Here is a 25,439-nt window from a genome sequence, read left to right as displayed (position 1 = left end):
GCCGGCTCGGCCGACTCTAGGAGCCCTGGGCCCCGTCCCCGAGCGCCGCTCCCAGCGCCGTCAGCAGCCCCACCACGCCGGCCGGGCCGGCGACCACCAGGTCCGCCCGGTCGGCGAGCTCCCGCACCGGCGCGTCGCCGTCGACCGTGCCGCTGCACACCAGCAGGCCGGCCAGCCCCTCGCCGCGCAGCTTCTCCACGGCCGCGAAGGCCGCCACGTCCCCCAGGTCGTCCCCCGCGTAGAGCACCGCCCGGGCGCCCCGCTCGCGCAGGAACCCGGTCAGCGCGGCGCCCTTGTCCACCCCCGGCGGCCGCAGCTCCAGCACCAGCCGGCCCGGCTCCACCACCAGCCCGTGCTCGGCGGCCAGCGCCTCCACCGGGGCGCGCAGCAGCTCGAACGCCTCCTCCGGCGCCTCCGTCCGCCGGGTGTGGACGGCCAGCGAGCGCCCCTTGTCCTCCACCCACGTCCCGGCCGGCGCTCCGACCCGCGCCAGTACGCCGTCCAGCGCGGCCCGCGCCCGTGCCACTCCCGGGTGCGCCGGCGGCGCCGTCAGCTCGCCGCCCTCCCAGCGCTCGGCCCCGTAGTGCCCGAGCACCACCACGCCGTCGACGCCGCCGAACCCGCCGTACTCCACCGCCAGGGCGGCCGGCCGGCCGGTCACCACCACGATCGCGCCGACCCGGGGCGCCAGCTCCGCCAGCGCGCCCGCCGCCCCCGGATGCGCCCGCGCCCGGCTCGGATCCGCCACGATCGGCGCCAGCGTCCCGTCGAAGTCGAGCGCCACCACCGCCTCCCGGGGCGCCCGGAGGATCGCCTCCAGCCCCGCCCGTCCGGCCTCGTTCCCCGGCTCCGCCATCTCCTCAAGACCCATGTCCTCAAGACCCATGTCCGGAACCTACCCAGCCTTCCGGGCCCGACCCGCCCCCGGACCCGGGAACGCCCCGGTAGCCCGAGCGGCCCGGGACCACCGGGCTACCGGGCCGCGCGCCGTGCCTCCCGCACCCGCCGCAGCCGGTTCACCAGCACCGGCGCGTGCGCCAGCGCCGCCGGCCGGTCCAGCAGGGCGTTCAGCAGCTGGTAGTAGCGCGTGCTGGAGAGCCCCAGCTCCTCGCGGATCGCCCGCTCCTTGGCCCCGGCCGTCCGCCACTGCCGCCCTTCGAGCTCCAGCACCGCCGTGTCCCGCTCGTCGAGCCCGTCCGTCCCCGCACCCATCCGCGACCCACCTCCGTCCAGCACTACGGAGTGTCATTCTCCCCCGGCGAGGCGACACACCTTGCGCCCCCGCCGGCGTCCCCGCCCGGGCTAGCGTCACCCCCATGACGCCCAGCTTCGCCGTGCACATCCCGACCGCCGAGCTCGAACCCGACCCGCTCGACCCGGCCCAGATCGTCTCCGGCACCCCCGAGGTCTCCGGCCGCGTGCTCTCCGAGTCCCCCGACGGCCGCCAGCTGCGCGGCATCTGGCAGATCACCCCCGGCGTGGTCACCGACGTCGAGGCCGACGAGATGTTCGTGGTGCTCAGCGGTCGGGCCACCGTCGAGATCGACGGCGGCCCGACCCTGGAGGTCGGTCCGGGCGACTGCGCCGTCCTGCGGTCCGGCGACCGCACCACGTGGACGGTCCACGAGACCCTCCGCAAGGCCTACGCCATCACCCTCTGACGTCCGCACCCGCCGCCCGGCCCGGGATCCGTCACTTGCGGACCCGGGCCGCCTCCTTCACCGCGGACTCCTGGAGCCCCTCCAGCACCTGCTTGGCGTCGCCCGTCACGGCGCCGCCGATCCCCGCCTTGATCCGGTTGCTGACGTCCGCCCAGGCCGGGTCCCCGAAGGGGTAGAAGCTCGCGTTGGTCAGCCCGGCCGCGAACTGCTTGAGGTCCTCGTGCCTCCCGTCCTTGGTCACCGCGGTGAAGGCGTCCTGGGTGACCGGCAGCAGGTTGTACGTCTCGTCGAACTTGAGCTGGTTGTCCTTGGCGTACACGAAGCTGAGGAACTTGCGGATCTCGTTGCGGTGCCCGTTCGCCTTGAACGCCATCATCCAGTCGGCCACCCCGAGGCTGCCGGTCTTCGCCAGCCCGTCCTTCTTCGGGATCGGCGCCGTGCCGAAGTCGATCTTGCCCTTGGCCGCCATCCGCAGCAGCGTCGGGTGCCCGTTGAGCATCGCGACCTTCCCGGCCGCGAAGTCGGTGAACATCGGCGTGCGGTTGGTCTTCCCGGGATCGGGGTTGGTCAGCTTGGTGTCGACCAGGTTGGTGCGCAGCCAGGTGAAGGTGGCTTGGTTCTCCGTGCTGTCGATGGTGTAGTTGCCGACGTCGTCGGAGAGGCTGCCGCCACCGCTCAGCGTCCACAGCATCGACTCGGCCGGGGCCTCCTCGGGACCGAGCGGCAGCCCGTACGGCGTGACCCCCGGCACCTTGGCCTTGATCTTCTCGGCGGCCTGCCGGAGCTCGTTCCAGGTGGCCGGCGGCTGGGTGATCCCGGCCTTCTGGAAGACCGCCTTGTTGTAGAACAGCACCCGGGAGGAGGAGACGAACGGGATGCCGTACTGCGTCCCGAGCACCTGGCCGGCGTGCGCGAACGACTCCATGATGTTGGCCTGGGTCTCCAGCGAGAGGACGTCACCCGCCGGGTACAGCCGGTTCGCCACCGCCTGGTCGGCGAAGCCGCCGGTCTGCAGCAGGTCGGGCGACTTGCCGGCGGCCACCAGGTCGTCGACCCGCTTGCCGATGTCGGTCCAGCTCGACACCTCGACGTCGATCCGGATGTCCGGGTTGGCGGCCTCGAAGCGGCGGGCGACGTCGTCCCAGTACAGCTTGGAGCTGGTGGCCGCGTCCTCGCCGTAGTCGGCCGCCACGAGCTTGAGGGTGACGGTCTTGTCGTCCTGGCCGCCGCAGCCGGTGAGCAGCAGCGCTCCGGCCAGCGCGGTGCCGAGCAGCCGGGTGGGGGCCTGGGCGCGCCTGATCAACGCGGGTACCGCCTTCGGGGGGTGAAAGGAAGCGGGGGGCCGGAGGGGGGAATCCGGCGGAGGGGAGGCGGCAACCCTGCCAAATGCGGTGCACAGTGGTCCACACCTGTGGGCCGTCCCCGCCGGGTAGTTATCGAAGTGCGGAGGTCATTGCACGATGCGCAATGAATCGGCGTGAAAACCGCCCTCTCGGGGCGGGCGCAAAGTGCCGCACACCCCATGGTTCTGCGACAAAGCTCACCTACTTTGGACCAGACCAATCCGACAACTGGACTAGACCTCTCCGACCCAGCCAAGGGAAACTGTCCTCCGTGAAGCACGTCATCGCACTCGATGTAGGCGGCACCGGCATGAAGGCCGCGCTGCTCGCCCAGGACGGCTCCGTGCTGTTCGAGGCACGCCGACCGACCGGGCGGGAGCACGGCACTGATGCCGTCGTCGCCGCCATCCTCGACTTCGCCGCCGACCTGGCGGACGAAGGTCGCAGCCGCTTCGGCGTCGCCCCGCTGGCGGCGGGCGTCGCCGTCCCGGGGACGATCGACGAGAAGAACGGCATCGCGGTCTTCTCCGCCAACCTCGGCTGGCGGGACCTCCCGATGCGCGAACTGCTGGGCGCGCGCCTGGCCGGGGCGGGCGGCACCGCGATGCCGGTCGCGCTCGGCCACGACGTGCGCTCCGGCGGGCTCGCCGAGGGCCGCCTCGGCGCCGGGCGGGGTGTGGAGCGCTTCCTGTTCGTCGCGCTGGGCACCGGGATCGCCGGCGCCATCGGCATCGGCGGCCGGATCGAGGCCGGCGCCCACGGCTACGGCGGCGAGATCGGCCACGTCGTGGTCCGCCCGGGCGGGCCGCAGTGCGGCTGCGGCGCCCGGGGCTGCCTGGAGACCCTCGCCTCCGCCTCCGCCGTCTCCCGGGCCTGGGCCGCGGCCAGCGGGGACCCCGACGCCGACGCGGCATCCTGCGCCGTCGCGGTGGACGCCGGGGACCCCCGCGCGGTCGCGGTCTGGCAGCACGCGGTGGACGCCCTCGCCGACGGCATCGTGCTCGCCCAGAGCCTGCTCGACCCGTCCACGGTGATCGTCGGCGGCGGCCTCGCCGAGGCCGGCGACACCCTCTTCACGCCCCTGCGCGCGGCGGTTTCCGAGCGGCTGACCTTCCAGATGCCCCCCGAGGTCGTACCCGCCATGCTCAAAGACACCGCCGCGTCCCTGGGCGCCGGCCTGCTCGCCTGGGATCTGCTCTCCATGGAGGTGACCGCGTGACCACCGCGCGAATCGAATCGGCGGCCCGGCCCGCGGGCATCGCCCTGGCCGGCGCCCGGCTGGTCCTGCCGGGCGGTGTCGTCGAGGGCGACCGGCTCACGGTCGAGGGCGACCGGATCGCCGGCATCACGGGCGGCGCGGCGCGGCCGGGCGATCTCGACCTGACCGGGTACACCGTCGTCCCCGGCTTCGTGGACCTGCACGTCCACGGCGGCGGCGGCGCCTCCTACGCCTCCGGGATCGCCGAGGAGGCCCTGCGGGCCGCCCGCGTCCACCTCGAACACGGCACCACCACCACGGTCGCCTCCACCGTCACCGGCGAGATCGACGAGGTCGCCCGCCAGGCCGGCGTGCTGTCCGAACTCGTCGAGGACGGCGTCCTGGCCGGCATCCACTTCGAGGGCCCGTTCATCTCCCACCACCGCTGCGGCGCGCACCGCCCCGACCTGCTGCGCGACCCGGACCCGGCGCTGGTCCGCAAGCTCGTCGACGCGGCCCGCGGCCACGCCAAGATGGTCACCCTCGCCCCCGAGCTGCCCGGCGGCCTGGAGTCGGTGCGGATGCTCGCCGACCTCGGCGTGATCGCCGCCGTCGGCCACACCGACTCGGACTACGCCACGACCCTCGAAGCCGTCGACGCCGGCGCCACCGTCGCGACCCACCTGTTCAACGCCATGCCCGGCATCGCCCACCGCGCCCCGGGCCCGATCGTGGCGCTGCTGGAGGACGAGCGGGTCACCGTCGAGCTGATCAACGACGGCGTGCACCTGCACCCGTCCGTCCTCGACCTCGCCTACCGCACGGCCGGCGCCTCCCGGGTCGCGCTGATCACCGACGCCATGGGCGCCGCCGGGATGGGCGACGGCCTCTACCCCCTCGGCCCGCTCCAGGTCGAGGTCAAGGACGGCGTCGCGCGGCTGGTCGAGGGCGGCGCGATCGCCGGCTCGACGCTCACCCTGGACGTCGCGTTCAAGCGCTCCGTCACCGTCAACGGCCTCTCCCTGGCCGAGACCGTCGAATCGCTCAGCACCGTCCCGGCCCGCCTGCTCGGTCTCGCCGACTCGACCGGCTCGCTGGAGGCCGGCAAGAACGCCGACCTCGTCGTCCTCGACTCCGACGGCTACGACCTCGTCGCCGTCATGCGCCGGGGCGAGTGGATCACCGGCGGCGACACCTTCGCCGCCGTGCGGCCCGCCTGACACCGGACGCGCGACGGCCGCCCGCTCCCCCTCGGGAACGGGCGGCCGTCGCGCGTCCGCGCGCCGGTCAGCCGCCGTACGGCTCGACGGTCAGCTGGTCGATCAGCACCGGGCCGCCGCTCGGGTTCATGATGGCGACGGTGTTCGAGCCCGCCTGGAACTGCGGGAGTATGAACGTGGTGTACCAGGAGGACGCCGGGTCCTTGCCGGGCGAGTAGTTCTTGAGCGACAGCCCGCTCGGCCAGTCCTTGCCGTTGACCGCGGCCGAGGCCTTCACGTCGCTGCCCGCGTTGTTGAAGTGCACGGTCAGCTTGTACGTGCCGGCCGTGGCGATGTCGCCGGTCCAGCTCACGGTCGCACCCGGCTGGAGGGTCAGGTAGCTGCCGTCCGCCGACTTGGCGCCCTTGACGGTGTTGCCGGACGGGGCGTTCTGGCCCTGCAGCTGGCCCGCGTCGACGGTGGCCGGACCCGAGGTGGCGGTGGCGCCGGGCGAGGCCGTGCCGGAGGCGGACGGGCCGGCGGTGGTGGCGCTCGGGGCCGGCGGGGCCGTGGTCTGGGTGCCGCTCTTTCCGCTCTTGCCGCCGTCCGGGTCGCCGGTGGAGAGCGCTATGCCCGCGCCGATCGCGATGGCCGCGACCACCGCCACCGCGCCGATCACCGCGCCCTTGCTCCTCCCGCTGCTCGCCCGCTCCTCGCCCGGCTGCGGCCGGGAGCGCTCGGCGTACCGGGTCTGCTGGGGGGGCGCGTCGCCGCCGTACTCCAGGTGCTGCGCGGGCTGGTGCGGCACGGGCGGCTGGTGCTGCGTGGGCGCACCGCCGTACTCGGCCTGCTGCGGCGGGTACGGCTGCCCCTGCGGGTAGCCCTGCTGCGGCGGGTACGGCTGCTGGCGCTGCTGCCCGTACTGCGCACGGCCGACCTCCATCGGCCGGTTGTACGACGTACGGGGTACGCCCTGCTGCGGCTCGGCCGGCTGCGCGGCGCCGCCGCCGGCCGGACGGTAGAGGTAGCCGAAGGGATCGTCGTCCTGGGGGGCACCGCCCTCCGGGCCCTCGGGCACTCCGTTGCTGCCGGCGGTCGTCACGGTGGTCAACTCCCCATCGCGGTGGCGCCGCCGGACTTCCCTGCCCTCGGCGCACGTGGTGGTCGCTCGTACCCGGGAACCCTACCTGCCGCAGCCGATCCGCCGAAAAGACCCCTTGACAACCTGCGAGTAGCTTTCACCTCGCCGCCACGGGACACCGGGCGCCCGGGCCGCCGTCCGGGCCTAACCCGCCCGGCGGTGGGAGCGTTCGCCCCGGGCCCCGCGCACCGCGCCGCCCCGGGCCCGCTTCTCGTCGTACATCCGCTCGTCGGCGGTGTGCAGCACCTCCTCGATGCTCATCCCGCAGCCGGCCCAGCCGACGCCGAGGCTGACCCCGACCCGCATCCCGCGGCCGTCGATCCGCATCGGCGGGATGATCGCGTTGCGCAGCCGGTGGGCGAGGTCCTTGGCCTCCTCGCGGCCGATGCCGTCGGCCAGCACCACGAACTCGTCGCCGCCGAGGCGCGCCACCGTGTCGCCCTCCCGGACGGCCTGGCTCAGCCGGCGGGCGACCTCGACCAGCACCGCGTCGCCCGCGTTGTGGCCGAACCGGTCGTTGATCGACTTGAAGCCGTCGAGGTCGCAGAAGAGCACCGCGAGCCCCTTGTCCGCCGCGGCCGCGCCGCCCGACCGGAACGGGCCCGACCAGACGTCCCCGCCCGGGCCGTGGTCGGCGGGGACCACCGCGTGCTCGTGCTCGCCGTAGCCGGCGGCCGCCACCGGGTAGCCGTCGGGCAGCCCGTAGCCGTGCGTCCCGCCGGTCCGCGGGTCGGCCCCGTCCAGCCCCTCGTAGGCGGTGTGGGCGCTGTAGGAGTCGACGGCGTAGCCGCCGTACGCCGGCGAGTACGCCCCCTCGCCCTGTCCGGCCGGGTGTCCGGCGACGGCGCCGACCGTCTGCGGTTCGTTGCAGAGCCGCCGACCCAGCCGGGCCTTCAGCTCGGCACCGTTCGGCAGCCCGGTGAGCGCGTCGTGGCTGGCCCGGTGGGCGAGCTGGAGCTCGTGGCGCTTGCGGTCCTCGATGTCCTCGACGTGGGTGAGCAGGAAGCTCGGGCCCTCGGCCGCGTCCGCGACGATCGAGTTGCGCAGGCACACCCACTGGTATCCGCCGTCCCGGCGGGACAGCCGCAGCTCGGCCCGGCCGCTCTCGGCACTGGTGCGCTCCAGCAGGGCCCGGTCGTCGGGGTGGACGAGGTCGGCGAAGCTCTGCTGGCGCAGCACCGCGCGGGGGCGGCCGAGCAGTCGACAGAGCGCGTCGTTGACCCTGGTCAGCTGGCCGCGCCCGGCGCCGTGCAGCTCGGTGATGGCCATCCCGCTGGGCGCGTACTCGAAGGCCTGGCGGAAGCTCTCCTCGCTGGCCCGCAGGGCCTGCTGCTCCTTCTCCAGGCGGGCCAGCGCGCGCTGCATCTCGGCCCGCAGCCGGGCGTTGCCGATCGCGATGGAGGCCTGCAGCGAGAACATCTCCAGCGCCTCGCGGGTCCAGGCCCCGGGTCGCTTGCCGCTGCGCGGGCGGTCCACCGAGAGCACGCCGAGCAGGTCGCCGCCGGCGCTGTACATCGGGGCGAGCAGCCCGTCCGCGGGGTGCCAGTCGTTGGCGTAGACGGGCATCGGGCCGTCACCGATCCAGCGCGGGATGTCGCTGGCCACGGCCCAGCCGCGGTCGTAGGGCAGGAAGCGCAGGGTGCCCCAGTGGTCGCTGACGCCGAGCAGCCGGTCCCAGGACTCGCGCGAGCCGACCTGGCCCAGCAGGACGGAGGGGCCGCCCATGGCGCTCTCCTCCAGCTCCCAGACGGCCGCCACCACGAGGTCGCCGTCCGGACGGACCAGGCTGACCGCCGCGGCGTCGAATCCGAGCCCGTGGACCGCACCCTCGACCACAGCCTGCAGCGTGCCCGCCAGGCTGCGGGCAGCGTTGAGGTCCGCCACGACCCGGTGCAAGGTGCGGAGGGTCGCGAGGCGGACGTACGGCTCCGACTCGGCTTCCATGCGGGGGCTCCCCGGCTGCTTCGGATAGTTCTTGAATGGTTATCGTCCGATTGCCAGAAGAACTGAATCACAGGGAGCACAGCGTTCGGCACGCTCGGTCAGCAATAGGCCACCACTTGTGACTTAAATCACACGACACTTATGCGCCCTTAATCAGCTCATCCGCCCCATAACGGGACATAAGGCTTTATAGGAACATTTCTGGTGGTCGGCCGCATTGCCCGTGCACTGAAGCCGCCTGCCGCCCGGCAGTCCCTCCACTTCACCCCTGAGGGTGAGCCTCGGCGCGGAACGTAACCTCTGCGCCGATGGTCCTACGACCACGGCCCGATGCCGTTTCGCGCGGCCGCCGACTACCGTGCGGTACGTGTACTCGGCTCCGCAGCCCGAAGCTGCCTCCCAAGCGACGCCCGACGAGTTCCGGGCGGCCCTCTCCCAGCTCGCCTCCGGCGTGAGCCTGGTGACCGTCCACGACCCGGAGGACGGCGAGGACGTCGGCATGACCGCCACGTCCTTCCTCTCCGTCTCGCTGGAACCGCCGCTGGTGCTGATCTCCGTACGCGAGGACTCCCGGATGGACGAGGTGCTCTCCCGCGCCGACACCTGGGCGGTCTCCCTGCTCGCCGAGGAGCAGAAGGCGCTCGGCTCGCGGTTCGCCATGAAGGGCCGGCTCAGCGACCGGCTGCTGTTCGCCGACGCCCCGCACCACCGGGGCCGGCGCAGCGGAGCGCCGCTGATCGACGGCGCGCTCGCCACCGTGGAGTGCCGCACCGAGCAGCGGATAGCCGCCGGCGACCACACCCTGCTGCTCGGCCGCGTCCTGGAGGCCGCGGTACCGAACGCCGGCGGCCGCCCGCTGCTCTACTTCCACGGCGGCTACCGGCAGCTCGGCTGACCGCGGCCGACGCGCTACTCGCCCTTCGGCGAGCGCCGGCCCTGCTTCAGCTCGGCGCGGTGCCGCTTGTTGGTCAGCCGCCGCTCCACCATGCCCCGGCTGGGCTTCGTCGCCCGGCGGGCCTTCGGCGGCGGTGCGGTGGCCTCCCCCAGCAGGGACGCCAGCCGGGCCGCGGCGACCTCGCGGTTGCGCCACTGCGAGCGGTGCTCCGACGCGCGCACCACGAGCACCCGCCCGTCCACCAGCCGCCCGGCCAGCCGCTCCAGGGCGCGCTGCTTCCACACCTCGGGCAGCGCCGCGGAGGCGGCCAGGTCGTAGCGCAGCTCGACCTGGGTGTCGGAGGTGTTGACGTGCTGGCCACCGGGGCCGGAGGAACGGGAGAAGCGCCAGACGAGCTCGGCGTCGGGGACGACCACCGATCCCCGGACGCGAATGGGCTCGGGCATGCGCCCATCATCCCGTGCCCCGCGCCCCCGGTCACGCGGTTATCCGGTCACCCGGTTATCCGGGACCGCCCGCAGCCCCGACAATGGCGTACGTGATCGAGCTCGGCTACTCCCTCTCCAACCGCTTCCCCGACCCCCCGCAGACCGACTACCGCAGCGCCTCGGTGCACGCCCTGCGGTACGACCTCTTCTGCGGCGACGTCTACCTGGACGCCGACGGCACGGAACTCTCCACCGCCTGGGGCTGGGTGCCGGTGCTGGACTTCGCCTGGGCGCTCTGCGACATCGTCGAGGAGCTGGACCGGGACCCGGACGGCGGCCGCGCCGCCCGGGTGCAGGCCTGCGACCTCGATTTCACCCAGAACACCGAGCTGCTGCGGTTCGCCCGCCGGTTCAACTGGGTCGAGGTGAGCGCCACCTGGCTGCCGGACGAGGCGCCCGCGGTGGTCCGCCACGGCGACCTGCGCCGCGAGGCCCGGGATTTCCTCCAGGACACGCTGGCCGATCTCTTCGACATGCACCCCGAGCTGGCCGACAATCCGAACATCTGGTCACTTCAGGGCCGCTTCCGCCGAATCTGAGCGAGCTCGGCCCCGGCCATTGCCCACCGGTCATCCGCTCCGAAGAATGTGTGCCGCGCGGCGTGGAACCAAGTCCACGGTCTCCCGCGTTATCCCGGCAAAGCAACGAAGGGACAGCAAACACCATGCCAGTGAGCCTCTCCAAGGGTGGCAACGTCTCGCTGACCAAGGAGGCCCCCGGCCTGTCCGCGGTCACCGTCGGTCTCGGCTGGGACGTCCGGACCACGACGGGCGCCGAGTTCGACCTCGACGCCAGCGCGATCGTGCTGAACGCCGACGGCAAGGTGCTGTCCAACAGCCACTTCGTCTTCTTCAACAACACCAGCACCCCGGACAGCACCGTCGTCCACACCGGTGACAACCGCACCGGCGAGGGCGCCGGCGACGACGAGGCGATCAACGTCAACCTCGCCGGCCTGCCGGCCGAGGCCGTCAAGATCACCTTCCCGGTCTCGATCTACGACGCGGTCGCCCGCTCGCAGAACTTCGGCCAGGTCCGCAACGCCTACATCCGCGTGATCAACGCGGCCGGCGGTGCCGAGATCGCCCGCTACGACCTCTCCGAGGACGCCGCCACCGAGACCGCCATGATCTTCGGCGAGCTCTACCGCAACGGTGCCGAGTGGAAGTTCCGCGCCGTCGGCCAGGGCTACGCCTCCGGCCTCGCGGGCATCGCCCAGGACTTCGGCGTCCAGCTCTGACGCCACGCTGAAGCGCCCGGCCTCCGTCTCGGAGGCCGGGCGCTTCGCCGTTCCCGCGCCGCGCGCCACCCAGGCGGTGCGGCCACGAACGCCCCGGCGCGCGTCCCCCCCGCCGGACCGGGGGGACGCGCGCCGGGGCGGCGGCGGAGGCGGCGCGGGGCGCCGCCCGGGCTGGGTCAGCGGGAGGCGCGCAGCTCCGGGAGCTGGAGCAGCTCGGTCTCCTCGTCCGGGGTCAGGTCCACCACGGTCGGCTCGACGCCCTCCGGCTCGGCGTCCTGGTCCGCGTCGGCCGGTACGGCGTCGGCCTGCCCGGCCTCGGGGTCGAGGCCGGCCGGCTCGACCGAGGGCCGCACCCGGTCCGGGAGGGCGGCCGGCGGCACGGCCCTGACCGCGGCCACCGCCTCGTCGCCCACCACGTCCGCCAGGTCGGCGCGCTCGCCCAGCTCGGCGACGCTGCCCAGGGCCGGCGCCGGGGCCGCCGGACGGCCGGCCGCTCCCGAGCGGCCGAAGAAGCTGAAGCCCTGCCCACGGGCCTGCTGCGGGCGCGGGCGCTGCCGCTCGGCCGCCACCACGGGAGCGCTGGGCGTCCCACCCAGCTGGCCCACCGTCGCCGTCAGCCCGGGCCGCGGCGCGGGCGCCGGAGCGACGGCTGCCGGGGCGGCCGCCGCGGGCACCGACGCGGCCGGCGTGGGAACAGCCGGAGCCACCGGAGCCGGCACCGGACGGGCGGGCGCCACCGGCGCGGACGCCGGGACGGTCGCCGGCGCGGTGCGGGCCCGCAGCGCGACCTCCGCACCGGCCGCGCGCTCACGCTGGGCGTCCCGGGCCGCCGCCTGCCGCTGCAGCTGCCGCAGCACGGCCGCGGCACGGACGAACGCGGCCGGACTGGCGGGGTACTTGGGGCGGGCGGCCGCGAGGGCCCGCTGGGCCGCCTCGGCCTCCTTGAGCGCCTGCTCGGCGACCGCCACGGCGCGCTCGCGCAGCAGCCTGGCGATCTCCGTCTCGGCCTTGGCCAGCCGCGACTTCTCGGCCGTCAGCCGCCGCCCGAAGCGGGTGGCCCGCTCCTCGGCGACCTCCGCCGCGTACTCGGCCTCGGCGAGCTGCTCCTCGAAGCGCTCCTCGGCCCGGAGCCGCTGCGCGACCGACACCTCGGCGGCCGCCCGGGCGGCCCGGTCGCGCTGGCGCAGCAGCACGGCGATCCCGAGCGAGGCCAGCACGGCGGCGACGCCCACCGAGCGGACCAGGACGGTGTCCTGACTGAAGAGCAGCGCGGCCACCGCGGCGACGATGAGCACGCCGGCGGCGGTGGGAGGAAGGATCCGGCCGAGGACGGAGGAATGACGGTGGCGTCCGCGAGACATGCCAAGAAACTAGCGTGCGAATTGGGGCCGTGTCAGCCCAGGGTCCGCTTTGGCCCTTGACACTGCGCAAGCTTTACCGCTTGTACCCGGGCCCTCACCCATGATCACCGAAGCGGGTCCGCTCAGCGGTGCGAGGTCGCCGCCGGGCCGCTCGGGTCGTCGTGGTCCTCCGGCAGCTTGCACACGTGCTGCAGCCAGAGCGCCGCCGCGATCACCGCCACCCCGGCCAGCACCGCGAAGCCGGCGGTGACGGCCTGGTCCTGGCGGGCCTGCACGTCCAGTTCGCCGAGCAGGTAGATGCCCGCGCCCGCGTAGATGCCGGTGACCACCGACGAGACCAGCGCGCTCGCCTGCGCCAGCACCACCGCCCGGGCGGCGCCCAGCGGGTCGACGCCCTTCGCCCCGGGCTGGCGCTCGCGCGCCGCCTTCAGCCGGGAGCGCAGCGAGATCGCCGTGGCGAGCAGGATCACCGCCACCGCGGCCAGTACCACCGGAGCCGCACCCGGCACCGCGGGCAGGGTGTCCAGGGAGGCCCACAGCTTGGCACCGGCCCACGACAGCGCCGTGGTCGCGGCGGTGATGCCGACCAGCAGACGGAGGCGAAGCAGCTTCACTCGGACGTGGTCCTTCCCGGGGTTGCGGTGTCGGGCGGCCGCCCCCGGGCCCGGCCCTGCTCCCCCCGGCCGACGGCTGGGAGGCGCCCCGGCCCGGCGACGGGGCGGGGCGGACGGTACGACGGCGCCAGGCCACCGTACCGGGCCCGGGCCGGCGGGCACCCGCGCGGATGGCGGACACCTACTCGTACGGCCGGGACCTCGTCCGAGTTCCCGGCCGTACGGGCCGGCGGGGCCTACTCCGGCAGGGTCAGCCCGATGTCCTCGCGCCGCCGGACGCCCTGGGCGTCGGCGCCGCCGAGCGCCTGGAGCAGCGCGGCGACCTGGCCGTGGCCGGGCACCTCGGCCTCCGGCTGGGCGTCCAGCCAGGGGGCGAGCACGAAGGCCCGCTCGTGCGAGCGCGGGTGCGGCAGCAGCAGCTGCGGGTCGTCGCTGGTGACGCCCTCGTAGGCCAGGATGTCGACGTCCAGCGTCCGCGGGCCCCAGCGCACGGTGCGGACCCGGCCGAAGGCGTCCTCGATCGCGTTGCCGCGCTCCAGCAGGTCGCGCGGGGGCAGGGTGGTGCGCAGCACCACCACCGCGTTGTAGTAGTTGGGCTGCTCGTCGGGGCCGCCGAGGGCCTCCGTCTCGTAGACGCCGGAGACGGCCTTGATCTTGAGCCCGGGGGTGTCGGCGAGGGCGTCCACGGCGCCCTGGAGGGTGTCCAGGCGGTTGCCCAGGTTGGAGCCGAGGGCGATCACGGCGCAGCGCTGGCTGTGCAGCGTGGCGTCGGCCGAGTCCACCCGGTTCTCCAGGTCGAACGTGCTCGGCGAGGCGGTCGGGTCGCTGGTGCTCATCGGGCTTCCCCTACAACTGGAACGGGCTCTGCGGCTGGCACGGGGTACGCGGTGCGGGTCATGCGCGGCCCCGGTGGATGGTCACGGTCACGTCGTCGAACGGCACGGTGATCGGGGCGTCGGGCTTGTGCACGGTGACCTCGACCTCCTCGACCGCCTCGTGCGCCAGGCACTGGTCCGCGATGCGCTGCGCCAGGGTCTCGATCAGGTCGACCGGCTCGCCGGCGATGATCGCGGTGACCTCCTCGGCCACGACGCCGTAGTGCGCCGTGCGGGTGAGGTCGTCGCCGGACGCGGCGGGGCGGGTGTCCAGGTGGAGCACGAGGTCCACCACGAAGGTCTGGCCCTCGACGCGCTCGCGCTCGAAGACACCGTGGTGACCCCGGGCACGCAGGCCCCGCAGGGTGACGCGGTCCAGCAAACGAATCACTGCTCCCACTCGGACGGGCCCTGCCCCGGAAAGCGGGGGGAAGGCAGGGCGGAGGCGGACACGACGGCCGCCACTGCGTTTCGAATCTACCCGCGAGCGCCGACAACGCCTGACCGTCCTACCCGGCACGAACCGACGCCACGCACGCCGGATCGGCGATTGACGTGAACGTTCGGTGGCCGTCCGGGAATTCCCGGGCCGCCTCCGGCGGGCATTTCCCCAGCGGGCCCCGGGTCAGTCCTCGTCCTCGTCGTCCCCGCTGGTCAGAACGGGTGAACCGTGGTGGGACCAGAGCTTCCAGCCCGCCGGGGTGCGGCGGAAGAGATTGGTCGAGACGACCTTCCCGCCGACCAGCGGGCCGAGTTCGCCCTCCTCCTCCGCCTCGCCGCCGGAAAGGATGTTCTCGGTGCACGTGACAAGGGCCACATCCCCCTGAACCTCGGCCTCGACGTCGGTCAGGATGAACTGGATGTACTCCGTGTTCGCCATGATCAACATGTAGGAGCGGGTCACCTGGGCCCGCCCGCGCAGCACCGGCCAGCCGGGGTGCACGCAGACCACGCCGCCCTTGTCGTCGGCCTCGTCGGCCCCCAGCCAGGCCTCCTCGACGGCCTCCAGATCGCCGTTCTCCAACGCCTCGTACAGCGCCCGGTTGGCCTCAAGTACGGCCTCCCGGTCCGCTTCCCGGGCGCGCTGACCCGCGGTCTCGCCGCTCACCCTGCCGTCACCTGCCACAGACCCTCCCGTTTCACCTGCCGCTCCGGCCCGCCGACGGGCCGGAGGGGTCCTGCCGGGCCGCCCGCTGCCAGGCGGCGACCACCCGGACGGCGTCCGCCGTGCCGGCCACGTCGTGCACCCGCACCGCCCAGGCCCCGGCCCCGGCCGACAGCACCGACACCGCGGCGGTCGCGTCGTCGCGCTCCCTGGCCGGGCGCAGTTCCCCGGTTTCCGGGTCGGCGAGCAGCGTACCCAGGAACCGCTTGCGCGATGCGGCGACGAGGACGGGACGGCCGAGCGCGGTGAGCGCCGGGAGCCCGCCGAGCAGGGCCCAGTTGTGCTCGGCGGTCTTGGCGAAGCCCAGGCCCGGGTCCAGGATCAGCTGCTCCTCCTTGACGCCGGCCGCCAGCAGCGCGTCCATCCGGGCCGTGAGCTCGCCGACCACGTCCGCGACCACGTCGCCGTAGACGGCCAGGCTGTCCATGTCGGCGGACTGCCCGCGCCAGTGCATCACCACGAAGGGCACGCCGGTCTCGGCCACCACCCGGGCCATCGCGGGGTCGGCCAGGCCGCCGGAGACGTCGTTGATGATCCGGGCACCGGCCGCGACGGCCCGCTCCGCGACGGAGGCGCGCATGGTGTCGACCGAGACGACCACCCCGGAGTCGGCCAGCTCGCGCACCACCGGCAGCACCCGGCCCAGCTCCTCCTCCTCGGGCACCCGCTGCGAGCCGGGGCGGGTGGACTCGCCGCCGACGTCCACCAGGTCCGCGCCGCGGGCCCGGAGCGCCAGGCCGTGGGCGATGGCCCGGGCGGGGTCGTGCCACATCCCGCCGTCCGAGAAGGAGTCGGGGGTCACATTGACCACGCCCATCACGGAGCAGCGGTCGAGCCGCGGCAGTCCGGCCGGCAGCGAGAAGGACAGCGAAGTGCTCATAACCCCATTATCAGTTCAAGTCCCCGCTCCCCCGGAGACAACCGGACCCCCGCCGGGTCTCCGACGGGGGTCCGGGGGCGGGCGACGGCCTACGCGGCCTCGGTGACCTCGGGGCGGCCCGGGGCCGGCAGCGGGCCCTGGCGCTGCGGCTTGCGGCCGAAGCGCGGCATGCCGAGGGTGATGAAGGCCTCCGCCTGCATCGCGGCGAACCCGATCCGGGGCAGGTCCCGGGTGTTCGGGAAGACCAGGAACCGCGGCTCCCACTCGGGCTGGAACTTGGCGTTGAACTTGTACAGCGACTCGATCTGGAACCAGCGCGACAGGAACACCAGCAGCCCGCGCCAAGCCCGCAGCACCGGGCCGGCGCCGATCCGCTCACCGCGCGCCAGGGCCGAGCGGAACATCGCGAAGTTGAGCGAGACCCGGCGCACGCCCATCGCCGGCACCGCCTGCAGCGCGGCGACGATCAGCAGCTCGTTCAGCCCGGGGTCGGCGGCGCGGTCGCGGCGCATCAGCTCCAGCGAGATGCCGTCCGGCCCCCAGGGCACGAAGTGCAGCACGGCCTTCAGGTCGTCGCCGTCCTCCCCCTCCTCCGGCGCCTTGTGCGCGGTGACCACCACGCAGGCGTCGTCGCCCGGGTCGCCGAAGCGGCCGAGGGCCATCGAGAAGCCGCGCTCGGTGTCGGTGCCGCGCCAGCGGGAGGCGGCGTCGGCGACCCGGTACTTCTCGTCCGGCGTGAGGTCGGCGACCCGCCGCACCTGGCAGGAGTAGCCGTTGCGCTCGATCCGCTTGACCATCTGGCGCACGTTGCGCATCGCCCGGCCGGCGAGTGAGAACGTCCCGGTGTCGACGATCGCCTCGTCACCCAGCTCCAGCGCGTCCAGCCCCGCCTCGCGGGTCCAGACCTCGCCGCCCACCTCGCTGCAGCCCATCACGGCCGGCACCCAGGCGTGCTCGCGGGCCTCGGTCATGAAGACCTTGATCGCACCCGGCCAGGCCTCGACGTCGCCGACCGGGTCACCCGAGGCGAGCATCACGCCGGAGACCACCCGGTAGGAGATCGCCGCCTTGCCGGAGGGCGAGAACAGCACGCTCTTGTCCCGGCGCAGCGCGAAGTAGCCGAGCGAGTCGCGCTCGCCGTGCCGGTCGAGCAGCGCGCGGACCTTCTCCTCGTCCTCGGCGGTCAGCTCCGGCTTGGGCTTCTCCGGCCGCAGCGCCAGGTAGGCGGTGGTGAAGGCGGTGATCAGGCCCAGCCCGCCGAGCAGGTAGGCGACCTGGTCGGAGACCCGGTCCGAGCTGTAGTCGACCGGCCCTTCGAAGCCGAACAGTCCGTACCCGACGTGCTCAAGCCGGTGGAACAGGCTCGGGTCGCCGATCTCGTACCCGGTCCGGGTGGAGACCACCAGCAGGCCGAGCGCGACGCTGATCGCCCCCATCACGACCAGGTTGACCACCGCCCGCCAGCGGGTCCGGGGGTCGGCCTTGGCGTAGAACTCGCGCCGGTGCACCAGCATCACCGCGAACAGCACCAGCGAGACGACCGCCGGGCCGATCTGGTGCCAGCGCAGGATGTGCAGCGCCGCGCCGACCGGCAGCAGCACGCAGACGGCCCGCCAGGCCCGCCGCTTCCGGCGGCGCAGGGCGTGGGCGAGCAGCACCAGCAGCAGGCCGACCATCAGCGTGCCGGCCGCGGCCAGGGTCGTGGTGCCGCCGGGCAGCTGCCCCGCGAAGTCGTGCACCTTGGTGTGCCGGAGCTTGGGGAACACCGCGCTGGCGGTGTCCACCAGACCGATCAGCAGACAGGCGTAGCCGACCGCGCCGGGGAGCCAGGCCCGGGGGACGGCGGCCGCTTGGGTACGAAGCGTCTGCAGGCCGCGGCGGCGGGGCGGCTGCTCGGGGCTCGGCTCAACGGACACGGGAACGCTCATGGAAGCTCAGCGTAGAGGCTGCGGACTGCAGTCCTGTCACTCCGGGGGAGGAGTTGTGAGGGACCTTCATGCCTTTTCCTTCATCGGGCAATGCGCACACCAAACATCCGGCAACGGAGGGTAAACCGGTGTTCGGCGGACGCTGTGGTTGAGCCGAGGGGTGGGCGCCGGAGCCTTCCCGCCGCGTGGCGCGACGGACCCCCGCATACCCGGTACGTACGGTGGACGCCGCGTTCCGGGGGACCGGTTGCGTCGGATCGCCCCGGACTCCGCCTGCCCCGACGTCCGGACAGCCTAGCCGCGATGGCCGTGGCTGACGCACCGCCAGACGATGAAGCCTGCACCGAGAGTTTCCCACCGGAAGGCCGACGGCATGGAACTGACCAGCGACGCGCTGGTGAACTCGCTGCTCGCGCTCGGCGCGGCGGCCCTGCTCACCACCCTCTGGCTCTGGCCCCGGCTGGCCCGGCAGCGCCCGCTCCCGGTGCTCGGCCGGATCGGCCTGCTGACCGTCACTCAGGTCTCGGTGCTCGCGGTGCTGGCACTGTCGGTCAACAACTCGTTCGGCTTCTACACCTCATGGGACGACCTGCTCAGCCCCGGCGGCGCCAAGCTCGCGCTCACCAGCAGCGAGCGCCACCACAGCGGCACCCCGGTCTCCGACGCGCTGGTCCAGCCGACCGAGGAGGGCGGCCTGGAGACCGTGACCGATCTGCCCAAGGGCCCCCCGGAGGAGGTCGGCAAGATCGAATCGGTCCGGGTGGCGGGCAAGGAGACCGGCCTCTCCGACCAGATGTTCGTCTACCTGCCGCCCGAGTACTTCGACCCGAACCTCGCCATGGTGCGCTTCCCGGTGCTGCTGACCATCGCCGGCTTCCCCGGCACCACCATGCACCTGCTCAAGGACCTGCCCGTCCCGCAGACCGCCTGGGAGCTGCGCAAGGGCGGCAAGATGGCCCCCACGATCATCGTGATGGCCCGGCCGAGCGTCGCCCCGCCGCGCGACACCGAGTGCGTCGACGTCCCCGGCGGCCCGCGCGCCGAGTCCTGGTTCGCCAAGGACGTGCCCGAGGCGCTGCGCTCGGCGTACCGGGTCAGCCGCTCACCCTCGTCCTGGGGCGTGCTCGGCTTCTCGACCGGCGGCAGCTGCGCGATGCGGCTCGCGATGCGCTACCCGGACGTCTACGGCAACGGCGTGGGGATGCACGGCGACTTCAAGGTCGCCGAGGACCAGTTCACCGGCGGCAACCTCTTCGGCGGCGACAAGGCGCTGGCCGACCAGAGCGACCTCGGCTGGCGGCTGCAGAACCTCCCCGCGCCGAACCTCTCGCTGCTGGTGATCAGCACCCGCAAGGAGACCGACTACCCGGAGACGGTGAAGTTCGTCGACCTCGCCCAGCAGGTCGCGGCCGCCAATCCGCAGTTCAAGGTCGAGTCGCTCTACCTGGACGACGGCGGCCACAACTTCGACAGCTGGATCCGCGAGCTCCCGGCCGCCCTGGAGTGGATGAGCGCCCGGCTCACCTGGACCTGACCGCCGGCGGCGACGGCCGCCGGACGAGTGGTTACCGGCCGGTCGGGCCGGTCCGCCGCCACCACGGGGAACGTATCGCGACCGCCCGGCCGAACGGCCCGGGTGGACACCTGATCCGTGCAGGAGGCCCCATGCTCAGCACCCGATCGCTCTTCACCGAGATCTACCGCAACGACGAGGCCTATCAGCTCTTCTGCAGCATCGCTGCCGGCGGCGAGGACCAGGGCGGCTGGGAGAACGAGCGGATCACCGCCCTCACCCGCGACCCGGTCCTCGCTCCCAAGATCGCCCGGCACGGCGCCGACGAGCGCAAGCACGGCCGGATCTTCACCCAGCTGCTGCACAAGCGCGGCCTGCCCAGGATCGACGTCCCCGCCGAGGCGGATTACTGCATGCTGCTGGAGCGCCAGGGCGTCGGCCTCTCGCACGAGCGGCTGAACAGCGAGGTGCCGCTGGCCGAACGGGAGATCATCACCTACCTGGCGCACAGCCGGGTGACCGAGCAGCGCGCGGCCGAGCAGATGCGCCAGCTGGTCAAGGTGTACGGCGACAATCCGGATCTCGGCCGGGCGATGCGGATGATCTCCGCCGACGAGGACAACCACCTCGCGTACTGCCACGAGGAGCTGCTGCGGCTGGTCGCCGAGGGCCACGGCCCGTACGTCCGGCACACCCTGGAGACCAGCGCGCGCGGCGAGATCCGCACCCACCGGGACGTCGGGCTCGCCGTGGCGGCCCGGATGGCGCGGATCCTCGGGTGGCCGCGCTGGCAGCGCGCCGTGGTGACGGCGGGCGTCCACGTGCTCTACCTGTACGACCGGGCGTTCGGCTGGCGGCGGATGGTGACCCTGCAGATGCCCCGGCGCCGCAACGCCCTGGGCACCCCGGCCCCGCCGCACGCGGAGCACCAGCTGCTCTGAGCCGGCGCGGGCCGGGGGTTGCCGACGGGGCCGCAGGGCCGCTAGCGACCGATGATCAGGCTCATCGCCTCGGCCCGGGTGGCCGGGTCGCGCAGCTGGCCCCGCACGCAGGAGGTGATGGTCTTGGCGCCGGGCTTGCGGATGCCGCGCATCGACATGCACATGTGCTCGCACTCGATCACGACGATCGCGCCGCGCGGTTCGAGGATCCGCATCAGCGCGTCCGCGACCTGGCTGGTGAGCCGCTCCTGCACCTGCGGGCGGCGGGCGTAGACGTCGACCAGCCGGGCCAGCTTCGACAGGCCGGTGATCTTGCCGTTGACCGACGGGATGTAGCCGACGTGCGCGACGCCCCGGAAAGGCACCAGGTGGTGCTCGCAGACCGAGGTCAGCTCGATGTCCTTGACCAGCACCATCTCGTCGTGGCCGAGGTCGAAGGTAGTGGTGAGGACGTCCTCCGGCTCCTGCCAGAGGCCCGCGAATATCTCCTTGTACGCCCTGGCGACCCGGGCCGGGGTCTCCAGCAGACCCTCGCGGTCCGGGTCCTCGCCCACCGCGAGGAGCAGCTCGCGGATGGCGTTCTCGGCCCGCTTCTGGTCGAAGGTCCCGACGGCGGACGGACCGTCGAGCGTCACCGGGTCGATCATGCGGGCCTCGCTAACTAGGGGGACGACTTGGCTGAACAGCACGGATGCCGCGCCTCCAGAGTACAAACCCTGGTGGCGCGGCATCCATTCCGTCCCTGTGCTGGCGCGATCAGCCCTCGGCGGGCGGCTCCACCGGCAGCGGCGGGAGCTTCACCACGTCGACCGGAGCGGCCTCGACGGCGGCGGCGCCATTGGTCAGCGCCAGCTCCTTCGGGGACTGCACCGGCGGCCGGGTGGACGGCGTACGACGGGACGAGCCCGTCCAGGCCGGCCGGGCCGGGCGCTTGACGATCGGGGCGAAGATCTCGGCGATCTGCTCCTTGTTCAGGGTCTCCTTCTCCAGGAGCTCCAGAACCAGGTTGTCGAGCACGTCGCGGTTCTCGACCAGGATCTCCCAGGCCTCGTTGTGCGCGTTCTCGATGAGCTTCTTCACCTCTTCGTCCACCAGCCCGGCGACCTCTTCCGAGTAGTCGCGCTGGTGACCCATCTCGCGGCCCAGGAACGGCTCCGAGTTGTCCGAACCGAACTTGATCGCGCCGAGCCGCTCGGTCATCCCGTACTGGGTGACCATGGCCCGCGCGGTCGCGGTGGCCTTCTCGATGTCGTTCGAGGCGCCGGTGGTCGGGTCGTGGAAGACCAGCTCCTCCGCCGCGCGCCCGCCCAGCATGTACGCCAGCTGGTCGAGCATCTCGTTGCGGGTGGTGGAGTACTTGTCCTCGTCCGGCAGCACCATGGTGTAGCCGAGCGCCCGGCCGCGGGACAGGATGGTGATCTTGTGCACCGGGTCCGCGTTGGGGGAAGCCGCCGCGACCAGGGCGTGACCGCCCTCGTGGTACGCGGTGATCTTCTTCTCCTTCTCGGACATGATCCGGGTCCGCTTCTGCGGTCCGGCCACGACGCGGTCGATCGCCTCGTCCAGCGTGAAGTTGTCGACCAGCTTCTTGTCCGAGCGGGCGGTCAGCAGCGCCGCCTCGTTCAGGACGTTGGCCAGGTCGGCACCGGTGAAGCCGGGGGTGCGCTTGGCGACGGCCTTGAGGTCGACGTCCGGCGCGACCGGCTTGCCCTTCTGGTGCACCTTGAGGATGTCCAGACGGCCCTGGAGGTCGGGGCGCTCGACCGCGATCTGCCGGTCGAAGCGGCCCGGGCGCAGCAGCGCCGGGTCCAGGATGTCGGGGCGGTTGGTGGCCGCGATGAGGATCACGCCGCCCTTGACGTCGAAGCCGTCCATCTCGACCAGCAGCTGGTTGAGGGTCTGCTCGCGCTCGTCGTGACCGCCGCCGAGACCCGCACCGCGGTGCCGGCCGACGGCGTCGATCTCGTCGACGAAGACGATCGCCGGAGCGTTCGCCTTGGCCTGCTCGAAGAGGTCGCGGACGCGGCTGGCGCCGACACCCACGAACATCTCCACGAAGTCCGAGCCGGAGATCGAGTAGAACGGGACCCCGGCCTCGCCCGCGACGGCACGCGCCAGCAGGGTCTTGCCGGTACCGGGCGGGCCGTAGAGCAGCACGCCCTTCGGGATCTTGGCGCCGACCGCCTGGAACTTGGCCGGCTCCTGCAGGAACTCCTTGATCTCGTGGAGCTCCTCCACCGCCTCGTCCGCACCGGCGACGTCCGAGAACGTCGTCTTCGGCGTGTCCTTGGTGAGCAGCTTGGCCTTCGACTTGCCGAACTGCATGACGCGGGACCCGCCGCCCTGCATCTGGTTCATCAGGAACAGGAAGACCAGAACGATGATCACGATGGGCAGCATCGACAGCAGGAGGCTGACGAAGGTGCTCTGCTTCTCCGGGCTGACGGTGTAGCCCTCGGAGAGCGAGTTCTGGTCGTTGTCGTTGATCTGGGCCTGGAGCTTGTCGGCGAGCGCGACACCCTGGTCGCCGATGTACGAGGCCTGGAACTTGCTGCCGGACGGGGTCTTGCCCGTGCCGGCGTTGGACAGCGTGGCGCCGTCCTTCAGTTGGATCTTGATCGTGTTCGAGTCACCAGTGGTGATCTGCGCCGACTTGACCTGCTTGGCGTCGATCGCTGCGACGACCTGCCCGGTGTCCACCGTCTTGTAGCCGTTCGAGTCAGAAACGACCTGCATCAGCACGATGACGGCGAGGACGGCCAGCACGATCCACATGATCGGCGCACGGAAGTATCGCTTGACGTCCATCCATGCGGGGCGTTGCCGCCCCGTCCCTCCTGCCACTCGACGGCGCCGCGGGGCCTGGGCCGCCGGCGCATCCGGTTCTGCTCATGTGAAGAGCGGTTTTATTGGACCGTACCGCAGTCCGACCCGCCGGTGGCGGGAGCACAGCGACACGACCTACTTCTATTTCCCCCGATGCAACGGGCGGGAACGGTCCACTGTTCCCGTCCGTAGCCCGAACGGGCCCCGAAACCCTCAGCCGCCGTAGACGTGCGGGGCGAGGGTGCCGATGAAGGGGAGGTTGCGCAGCTTCTCCGCGTAGTCGAGCCCGTAGCCGACCACGAACTCGTTGGGAATGTCGAACCCGACGTACTTGACGTCGATCTCGACCTTGGCCGCGTCGGGCTTGCGCAGCAGCGTGCAGACCTCCAGCGAGGCCGGGCCGCGCGAGCCCAGGTTGCCCAGCAGCCAGGACAGCGTCAGCCCGGAGTCGATGATGTCCTCGACGATCAGGACGTCACGGCCGGCGATGTCGGTGTCGAGGTCCTTGAGGATCCGCACCACACCGGAGGACTTGGTGCCCATCCCGTACGAGGAGACGGCCATCCAGTCCATGGTCACCTGCGAGTGCAGCGCCCGGGCGAGGTCGGCCATCACCATCACGGCACCCTTGAGGACGCCGACGATCAGCAGGTCCTTGCCTGCGTAGTCCCGGTCGATGCGCTCGGCCAGCTCCAGGAGCTTGGCGTCGATCTCGTCCTTGCTGATGAGCACCTTCGCGAGGTCAGCGCCCATGTCGTTCTGGTCCACCGGGGATACGTCCTCAAACGTTCGGGGTCTGGATGGCCGGCGGCCCGGCGCCCCGGGAGCATGCCTGCCCGTCAGTCGCCCTGCCGCCGAAAGACCAGCGTGCCACACCTACGGGTGGCTTCGACGCCCCCGGGTAGGTGCAACGGCCCCTGGCCGCGCCAACCGGTGACCAGCAGATCGATCGTTTCGAGGTGGCGCGCGAAGAGGTCCCCGGCCGGGCAGCCCGCCCGCAGCGCGGCCCTGCGCAGTACCCGGCGGCGCACCGCGGGCGGCAGTTCGGCCAGCTTCCCGACGTCCAGGGTGCCCTCGCCGGTACGGAGATCGCGCTCGGCGAGCGCGGCCCACTGGTCCAGCGCGTCGGCGTCGTCGCGGAACAGCCGGGCGGTCCGGGCCAGCGCCTCGACCACGCCGCCGCCCAGGTGCTTCTCCAGCACCGGCAGGACCTCGTGCCGCACCCGGGAGCGGGTGTAGGCGGGGTCACAGTTGTGCGGGTCGTCCCAGACCGGGATCGCCTGGGCGGAACAGGCCTGGCGGGTGGCGGCCCGGTCGAGCTCCAGCAGCGGGCGGCGGTAGCGGCCCTTCTGGGCCGGCATGCCGGCCAGCGAGCGGGCACCGGAGCCGCGGGCGAGGCCCAGCAGGACCGTCTCCGCCTGGTCGTCGCGGGTGTGGCCGAGCAGGACGGCCACGGCGCCGTGACGCTCGGCGGCGGCGTCCAGGGCGGCGTAGCGGGCGTCCCGGGCGGCGGCCTCGGGGCCGCCGGCGCGGCCGACCCGGACCGGCACGGCCTCGACCGGGTCGAGCCCGAGCGAGCGGAGCCGCTCGGCGACCTGGGCGGCGCGGTCGGCGGAGCCGTTCTGGAGACCGTGGTCGACGGTGACGGCGCCGACCCGCAGGCCCAGCTTGGGGGCCTCGAAGGCGGCCGCGATGGCCAGCGCCATCGAGTCGGCGCCGCCGCTGACGGCGACCAGGACCAGCGGCGAGCCGGGCGCGGCCGGGGTGCGCGGCAGACCGGACGGGTGGCGGTGGGCGTTGCCGATCAGGGTGGTCCCGACGGCGGCGCCGACCAGCGGCGCACCGCTGGGGCGCTCGCGGGGCTCGCGGGGTGCGGCGAAGGTGGTGCCGGCCTCGGCGGCGAGGTCGGTGAGCGTGCGGCGTACGGCCAGGCGTATCGCGGCGACAGCGGGGTGTGGGCCCACGGCGGACGACTCCTTGACGGAGGGGACAGGACGGCGGTGGGCGCGGCGGGGGCCGCGCATCTGTGAGCGCCGTGTTACCGGGCGCTCACAGATGGTGGCAGAAAGGAGGCACCCGCTACGCCACCCGCGCCACCGGTACGACCACCGTCCCACGTACGGGTGAATGGAGAAACGTATCTTCACCCGCCATCTGCACGATTGGACCACTCGTACGAACGGCTTTGACCGCTGCCGACCGCCTCCGGCCCCGCCCGGAGCGCGCG

Annotated in this window: 25 protein-coding genes; 8 read left to right on the top strand and 17 right to left on the bottom strand. The window is 73.1% G+C overall.

The genetic code is table 11. The features are described 5' to 3' along the window. Nucleotides 1-16: 16 nt before the first annotated feature. Both otsB and ACZ34W_RS09295 read right to left on the bottom strand, forming a co-directional pair. Entirely contained in the window at nt 17-886 is an 870-nt protein-coding gene (otsB, locus tag ACZ34W_RS09300; protein WP_329489144.1) for a trehalose-phosphatase, read from the bottom strand. Nucleotides 887-972: 86 nt separating this feature from the next. Beyond that, the gene (locus ACZ34W_RS09295) at nt 973-1,212 is read right to left on the bottom strand and encodes a DUF3263 domain-containing protein (RefSeq protein ID WP_329489143.1); all 240 of its coding nucleotides are present in this window, start codon (nt 1,210-1,212) and stop codon (nt 973-975) included. A gap of 104 nt (nt 1,213-1,316) precedes the next feature. On the opposite strand from ACZ34W_RS09295, the gene ACZ34W_RS09290 reads away from it, so the two are divergent. Then, complete coding sequence (locus tag ACZ34W_RS09290) at nt 1,317-1,661, top strand: cupin domain-containing protein (protein WP_465602857.1); 345 nt, start codon at nt 1,317-1,319, stop codon at nt 1,659-1,661. A 31-nt stretch (nt 1,662-1,692) separates the two neighbouring features. Here ACZ34W_RS09290 and ACZ34W_RS09285 read toward each other — a convergent pair whose 3' ends face one another. Continuing rightward, nucleotides 1,693-2,964 carry an extracellular solute-binding protein gene (locus ACZ34W_RS09285; RefSeq protein WP_465602855.1) on the bottom strand — a complete coding sequence of 424 codons (1,272 nt, stop codon included), beginning with the start codon at nt 2,962-2,964 and terminating at the stop codon, nt 1,693-1,695. Between the two features lie 311 nt (nt 2,965-3,275). On the opposite strand from ACZ34W_RS09285, the gene ACZ34W_RS09280 reads away from it, so the two are divergent. Then, nucleotides 3,276-4,223: an ROK family protein gene (locus tag ACZ34W_RS09280; RefSeq protein WP_329489140.1), complete on the top strand. Its 948-nt coding sequence runs from the start codon at nt 3,276-3,278 to the stop codon at nt 4,221-4,223. Then, a complete protein-coding gene (gene nagA, locus ACZ34W_RS09275; protein WP_465602853.1) occupies nt 4,220-5,422 on the top strand; it encodes an N-acetylglucosamine-6-phosphate deacetylase in 1,203 nt (400 codons plus the stop codon). The genes ACZ34W_RS09280 and nagA overlap by 4 nt, the downstream gene beginning before the upstream one ends. 67 nt (nt 5,423-5,489) lie before the next feature. On the opposite strand, the gene ACZ34W_RS09270 is transcribed toward nagA, so the two are convergent. Together ACZ34W_RS09270 and ACZ34W_RS09265 are read right to left on the bottom strand one after the other, a co-directional pair. Continuing rightward, nucleotides 5,490-6,512 carry a carbohydrate-binding protein gene (locus ACZ34W_RS09270; protein WP_465602851.1) on the bottom strand — a complete coding sequence of 341 codons (1,023 nt, stop codon included), beginning with the start codon at nt 6,510-6,512 and terminating at the stop codon, nt 5,490-5,492. Nucleotides 6,513-6,686: 174 nt separating this feature from the next. After that, nucleotides 6,687-8,486, bottom strand: coding sequence for a GGDEF domain-containing protein (locus ACZ34W_RS09265; RefSeq protein WP_465602849.1), 1,800 nt, complete (start codon nt 8,484-8,486; stop codon nt 6,687-6,689). 367 nt (nt 8,487-8,853) lie between these two features. Here ACZ34W_RS09265 and ACZ34W_RS09260 point away from each other — a divergent pair, with 367 nt between their 5' ends. Beyond that, on the top strand, nt 8,854-9,381 hold the full coding sequence (locus tag ACZ34W_RS09260) for a flavin reductase family protein (RefSeq protein WP_329489136.1): 528 nt from the start codon (nt 8,854-8,856) through the stop codon (nt 9,379-9,381). Nucleotides 9,382-9,395: 14 nt separating this feature from the next. Here ACZ34W_RS09260 and arfB read toward each other — a convergent pair whose 3' ends face one another. Beyond that, the gene (gene arfB / locus ACZ34W_RS09255; RefSeq protein WP_329489135.1) at nt 9,396-9,827 is read right to left on the bottom strand and encodes an alternative ribosome rescue aminoacyl-tRNA hydrolase ArfB; all 432 of its coding nucleotides are present in this window, start codon (nt 9,825-9,827) and stop codon (nt 9,396-9,398) included. Between the two features lie 92 nt (nt 9,828-9,919). Here arfB and ACZ34W_RS09250 point away from each other — a divergent pair, with 92 nt between their 5' ends. Continuing rightward, nucleotides 9,920-10,408, top strand: a complete 489-nt coding sequence (locus ACZ34W_RS09250) for a hypothetical protein (protein ID WP_352297329.1) — start codon at nt 9,920-9,922, stop codon at nt 10,406-10,408. Nucleotides 10,409-10,533: 125 nt separating this feature from the next. Continuing rightward, nucleotides 10,534-11,109 carry a TerD family protein gene (locus tag ACZ34W_RS09245; RefSeq protein ID WP_329489133.1) on the top strand — a complete coding sequence of 192 codons (576 nt, stop codon included), beginning with the start codon at nt 10,534-10,536 and terminating at the stop codon, nt 11,107-11,109. A 176-nt stretch (nt 11,110-11,285) separates the two neighbouring features. Here the strand turns inward: ACZ34W_RS09245 and ACZ34W_RS09240 are convergent, their stop codons facing one another. The 7 genes from ACZ34W_RS09240 to ACZ34W_RS09210 all read right to left on the bottom strand — a co-directional run bounded on the left by ACZ34W_RS09240 (nt 11,286) and on the right by ACZ34W_RS09210 (nt 17,932). Beyond that, nucleotides 11,286-12,470, bottom strand: a complete 1,185-nt coding sequence (locus ACZ34W_RS09240; protein ID WP_465602846.1) for a hypothetical protein — start codon at nt 12,468-12,470, stop codon at nt 11,286-11,288. Nucleotides 12,471-12,592: 122 nt separating this feature from the next. Continuing rightward, on the bottom strand, nt 12,593-13,084 hold the full coding sequence (locus ACZ34W_RS09235; RefSeq protein WP_329489130.1) for a DUF3180 domain-containing protein: 492 nt from the start codon (nt 13,082-13,084) through the stop codon (nt 12,593-12,595). A 236-nt stretch (nt 13,085-13,320) separates the two neighbouring features. Next, the gene (gene folK, locus ACZ34W_RS09230) at nt 13,321-13,920 is read right to left on the bottom strand and encodes a 2-amino-4-hydroxy-6-hydroxymethyldihydropteridine diphosphokinase (RefSeq protein WP_329489129.1); all 600 of its coding nucleotides are present in this window, start codon (nt 13,918-13,920) and stop codon (nt 13,321-13,323) included. A 58-nt stretch (nt 13,921-13,978) separates the two neighbouring features. Then, complete coding sequence (gene folB, locus ACZ34W_RS09225; protein WP_329492204.1) at nt 13,979-14,338, bottom strand: dihydroneopterin aldolase; 360 nt, start codon at nt 14,336-14,338, stop codon at nt 13,979-13,981. Nucleotides 14,339-14,584: 246 nt separating this feature from the next. Further along, nucleotides 14,585-15,067: a nuclear transport factor 2 family protein gene (locus ACZ34W_RS09220; RefSeq protein ID WP_329489128.1), complete on the bottom strand. Its 483-nt coding sequence runs from the start codon at nt 15,065-15,067 to the stop codon at nt 14,585-14,587. Nucleotides 15,068-15,098: 31 nt separating this feature from the next. Then, nucleotides 15,099-16,004 (bottom strand): dihydropteroate synthase, encoded by a 906-nt coding sequence (gene folP, locus ACZ34W_RS09215; protein ID WP_329489127.1) that lies wholly within the window; start codon nt 16,002-16,004, stop codon nt 15,099-15,101. Between the two features lie 89 nt (nt 16,005-16,093). Beyond that, nucleotides 16,094-17,932, bottom strand: coding sequence for a phosphatidylglycerol lysyltransferase domain-containing protein (locus ACZ34W_RS09210; protein WP_465602843.1), 1,839 nt, complete (start codon nt 17,930-17,932; stop codon nt 16,094-16,096). A gap of 373 nt (nt 17,933-18,305) precedes the next feature. On the opposite strand from ACZ34W_RS09210, the gene ACZ34W_RS09205 reads away from it, so the two are divergent. Further along, nucleotides 18,306-19,466 carry an alpha/beta hydrolase gene (locus ACZ34W_RS09205; RefSeq protein WP_329489125.1) on the top strand — a complete coding sequence of 387 codons (1,161 nt, stop codon included), beginning with the start codon at nt 18,306-18,308 and terminating at the stop codon, nt 19,464-19,466. Between the two features lie 131 nt (nt 19,467-19,597). Next, nucleotides 19,598-20,386 carry a ferritin-like domain-containing protein gene (locus tag ACZ34W_RS09200; RefSeq protein ID WP_465602841.1) on the top strand — a complete coding sequence of 263 codons (789 nt, stop codon included), beginning with the start codon at nt 19,598-19,600 and terminating at the stop codon, nt 20,384-20,386. Nucleotides 20,387-20,427: 41 nt separating this feature from the next. Here ACZ34W_RS09200 and folE read toward each other — a convergent pair whose 3' ends face one another. The 4 genes from folE to tilS all read right to left on the bottom strand — a co-directional run bounded on the left by folE (nt 20,428) and on the right by tilS (nt 25,176). Continuing rightward, nucleotides 20,428-21,033, bottom strand: a complete 606-nt coding sequence (gene folE / locus ACZ34W_RS09195; RefSeq protein WP_329489123.1) for a GTP cyclohydrolase I FolE — start codon at nt 21,031-21,033, stop codon at nt 20,428-20,430. A gap of 109 nt (nt 21,034-21,142) precedes the next feature. After that, nucleotides 21,143-23,194 carry an ATP-dependent zinc metalloprotease FtsH gene (gene ftsH, locus ACZ34W_RS09190; protein WP_329489122.1) on the bottom strand — a complete coding sequence of 684 codons (2,052 nt, stop codon included), beginning with the start codon at nt 23,192-23,194 and terminating at the stop codon, nt 21,143-21,145. Nucleotides 23,195-23,425: 231 nt separating this feature from the next. Continuing rightward, the gene (hpt, locus tag ACZ34W_RS09185; protein ID WP_030059589.1) at nt 23,426-23,980 is read right to left on the bottom strand and encodes a hypoxanthine phosphoribosyltransferase; all 555 of its coding nucleotides are present in this window, start codon (nt 23,978-23,980) and stop codon (nt 23,426-23,428) included. A gap of 71 nt (nt 23,981-24,051) precedes the next feature. Further along, nucleotides 24,052-25,176 (bottom strand): tRNA lysidine(34) synthetase TilS, encoded by a 1,125-nt coding sequence (gene tilS / locus ACZ34W_RS09180; protein ID WP_329489121.1) that lies wholly within the window; start codon nt 25,174-25,176, stop codon nt 24,052-24,054. Nucleotides 25,177-25,439 lie beyond the last annotated feature (263 nt).

The organism is Kitasatospora sp. NPDC022856 (assembly GCF_055561235.1).
This window is presented reverse-complemented; position numbering and strand designations above follow the sequence as displayed.

Bases quoted from the DNA above. Each gene is read 5' to 3' on its own strand.
- ACZ34W_RS09205 (WP_329489125.1), top strand. From the start codon at position 18,306: ATGGAACTGACCAGCGACGCGCTGGTGAACTCGCTGCTCGCGCTCGGC.
- otsB (WP_329489144.1), bottom strand. From the start codon at position 886: ATGGGTCTTGAGGACATGGGTCTTGAGGAGATGGCGGAGCCGGGGAAC.
- ACZ34W_RS09210 (WP_465602843.1), bottom strand. From the start codon at position 17,932: ATGAGCGTTCCCGTGTCCGTTGAGCCGAGCCCCGAGCAGCCGCCCCGC.
- ACZ34W_RS09245 (WP_329489133.1), top strand. From the start codon at position 10,534: ATGCCAGTGAGCCTCTCCAAGGGTGGCAACGTCTCGCTGACCAAGGAG.
- ACZ34W_RS09200 (WP_465602841.1), top strand. From the start codon at position 19,598: ATGCTCAGCACCCGATCGCTCTTCACCGAGATCTACCGCAACGACGAG.
- ACZ34W_RS09295 (WP_329489143.1), bottom strand. From the start codon at position 1,212: ATGGGTGCGGGGACGGACGGGCTCGACGAGCGGGACACGGCGGTGCTG.
- ACZ34W_RS09290 (WP_465602857.1), top strand. From the start codon at position 1,317: ATGACGCCCAGCTTCGCCGTGCACATCCCGACCGCCGAGCTCGAACCC.
- folE (WP_329489123.1), bottom strand. From the start codon at position 21,033: ATGATCGACCCGGTGACGCTCGACGGTCCGTCCGCCGTCGGGACCTTC.
- folP (WP_329489127.1), bottom strand. From the start codon at position 16,004: ATGAGCACTTCGCTGTCCTTCTCGCTGCCGGCCGGACTGCCGCGGCTC.
- arfB (WP_329489135.1), bottom strand. From the start codon at position 9,827: ATGCCCGAGCCCATTCGCGTCCGGGGATCGGTGGTCGTCCCCGACGCC.
- ACZ34W_RS09265 (WP_465602849.1), bottom strand. From the start codon at position 8,486: ATGGAAGCCGAGTCGGAGCCGTACGTCCGCCTCGCGACCCTCCGCACC.
- folK (WP_329489129.1), bottom strand. From the start codon at position 13,920: ATGAGCACCAGCGACCCGACCGCCTCGCCGAGCACGTTCGACCTGGAG.
- ACZ34W_RS09240 (WP_465602846.1), bottom strand. From the start codon at position 12,470: ATGTCTCGCGGACGCCACCGTCATTCCTCCGTCCTCGGCCGGATCCTT.
- ftsH (WP_329489122.1), bottom strand. From the start codon at position 23,194: ATGGACGTCAAGCGATACTTCCGTGCGCCGATCATGTGGATCGTGCTG.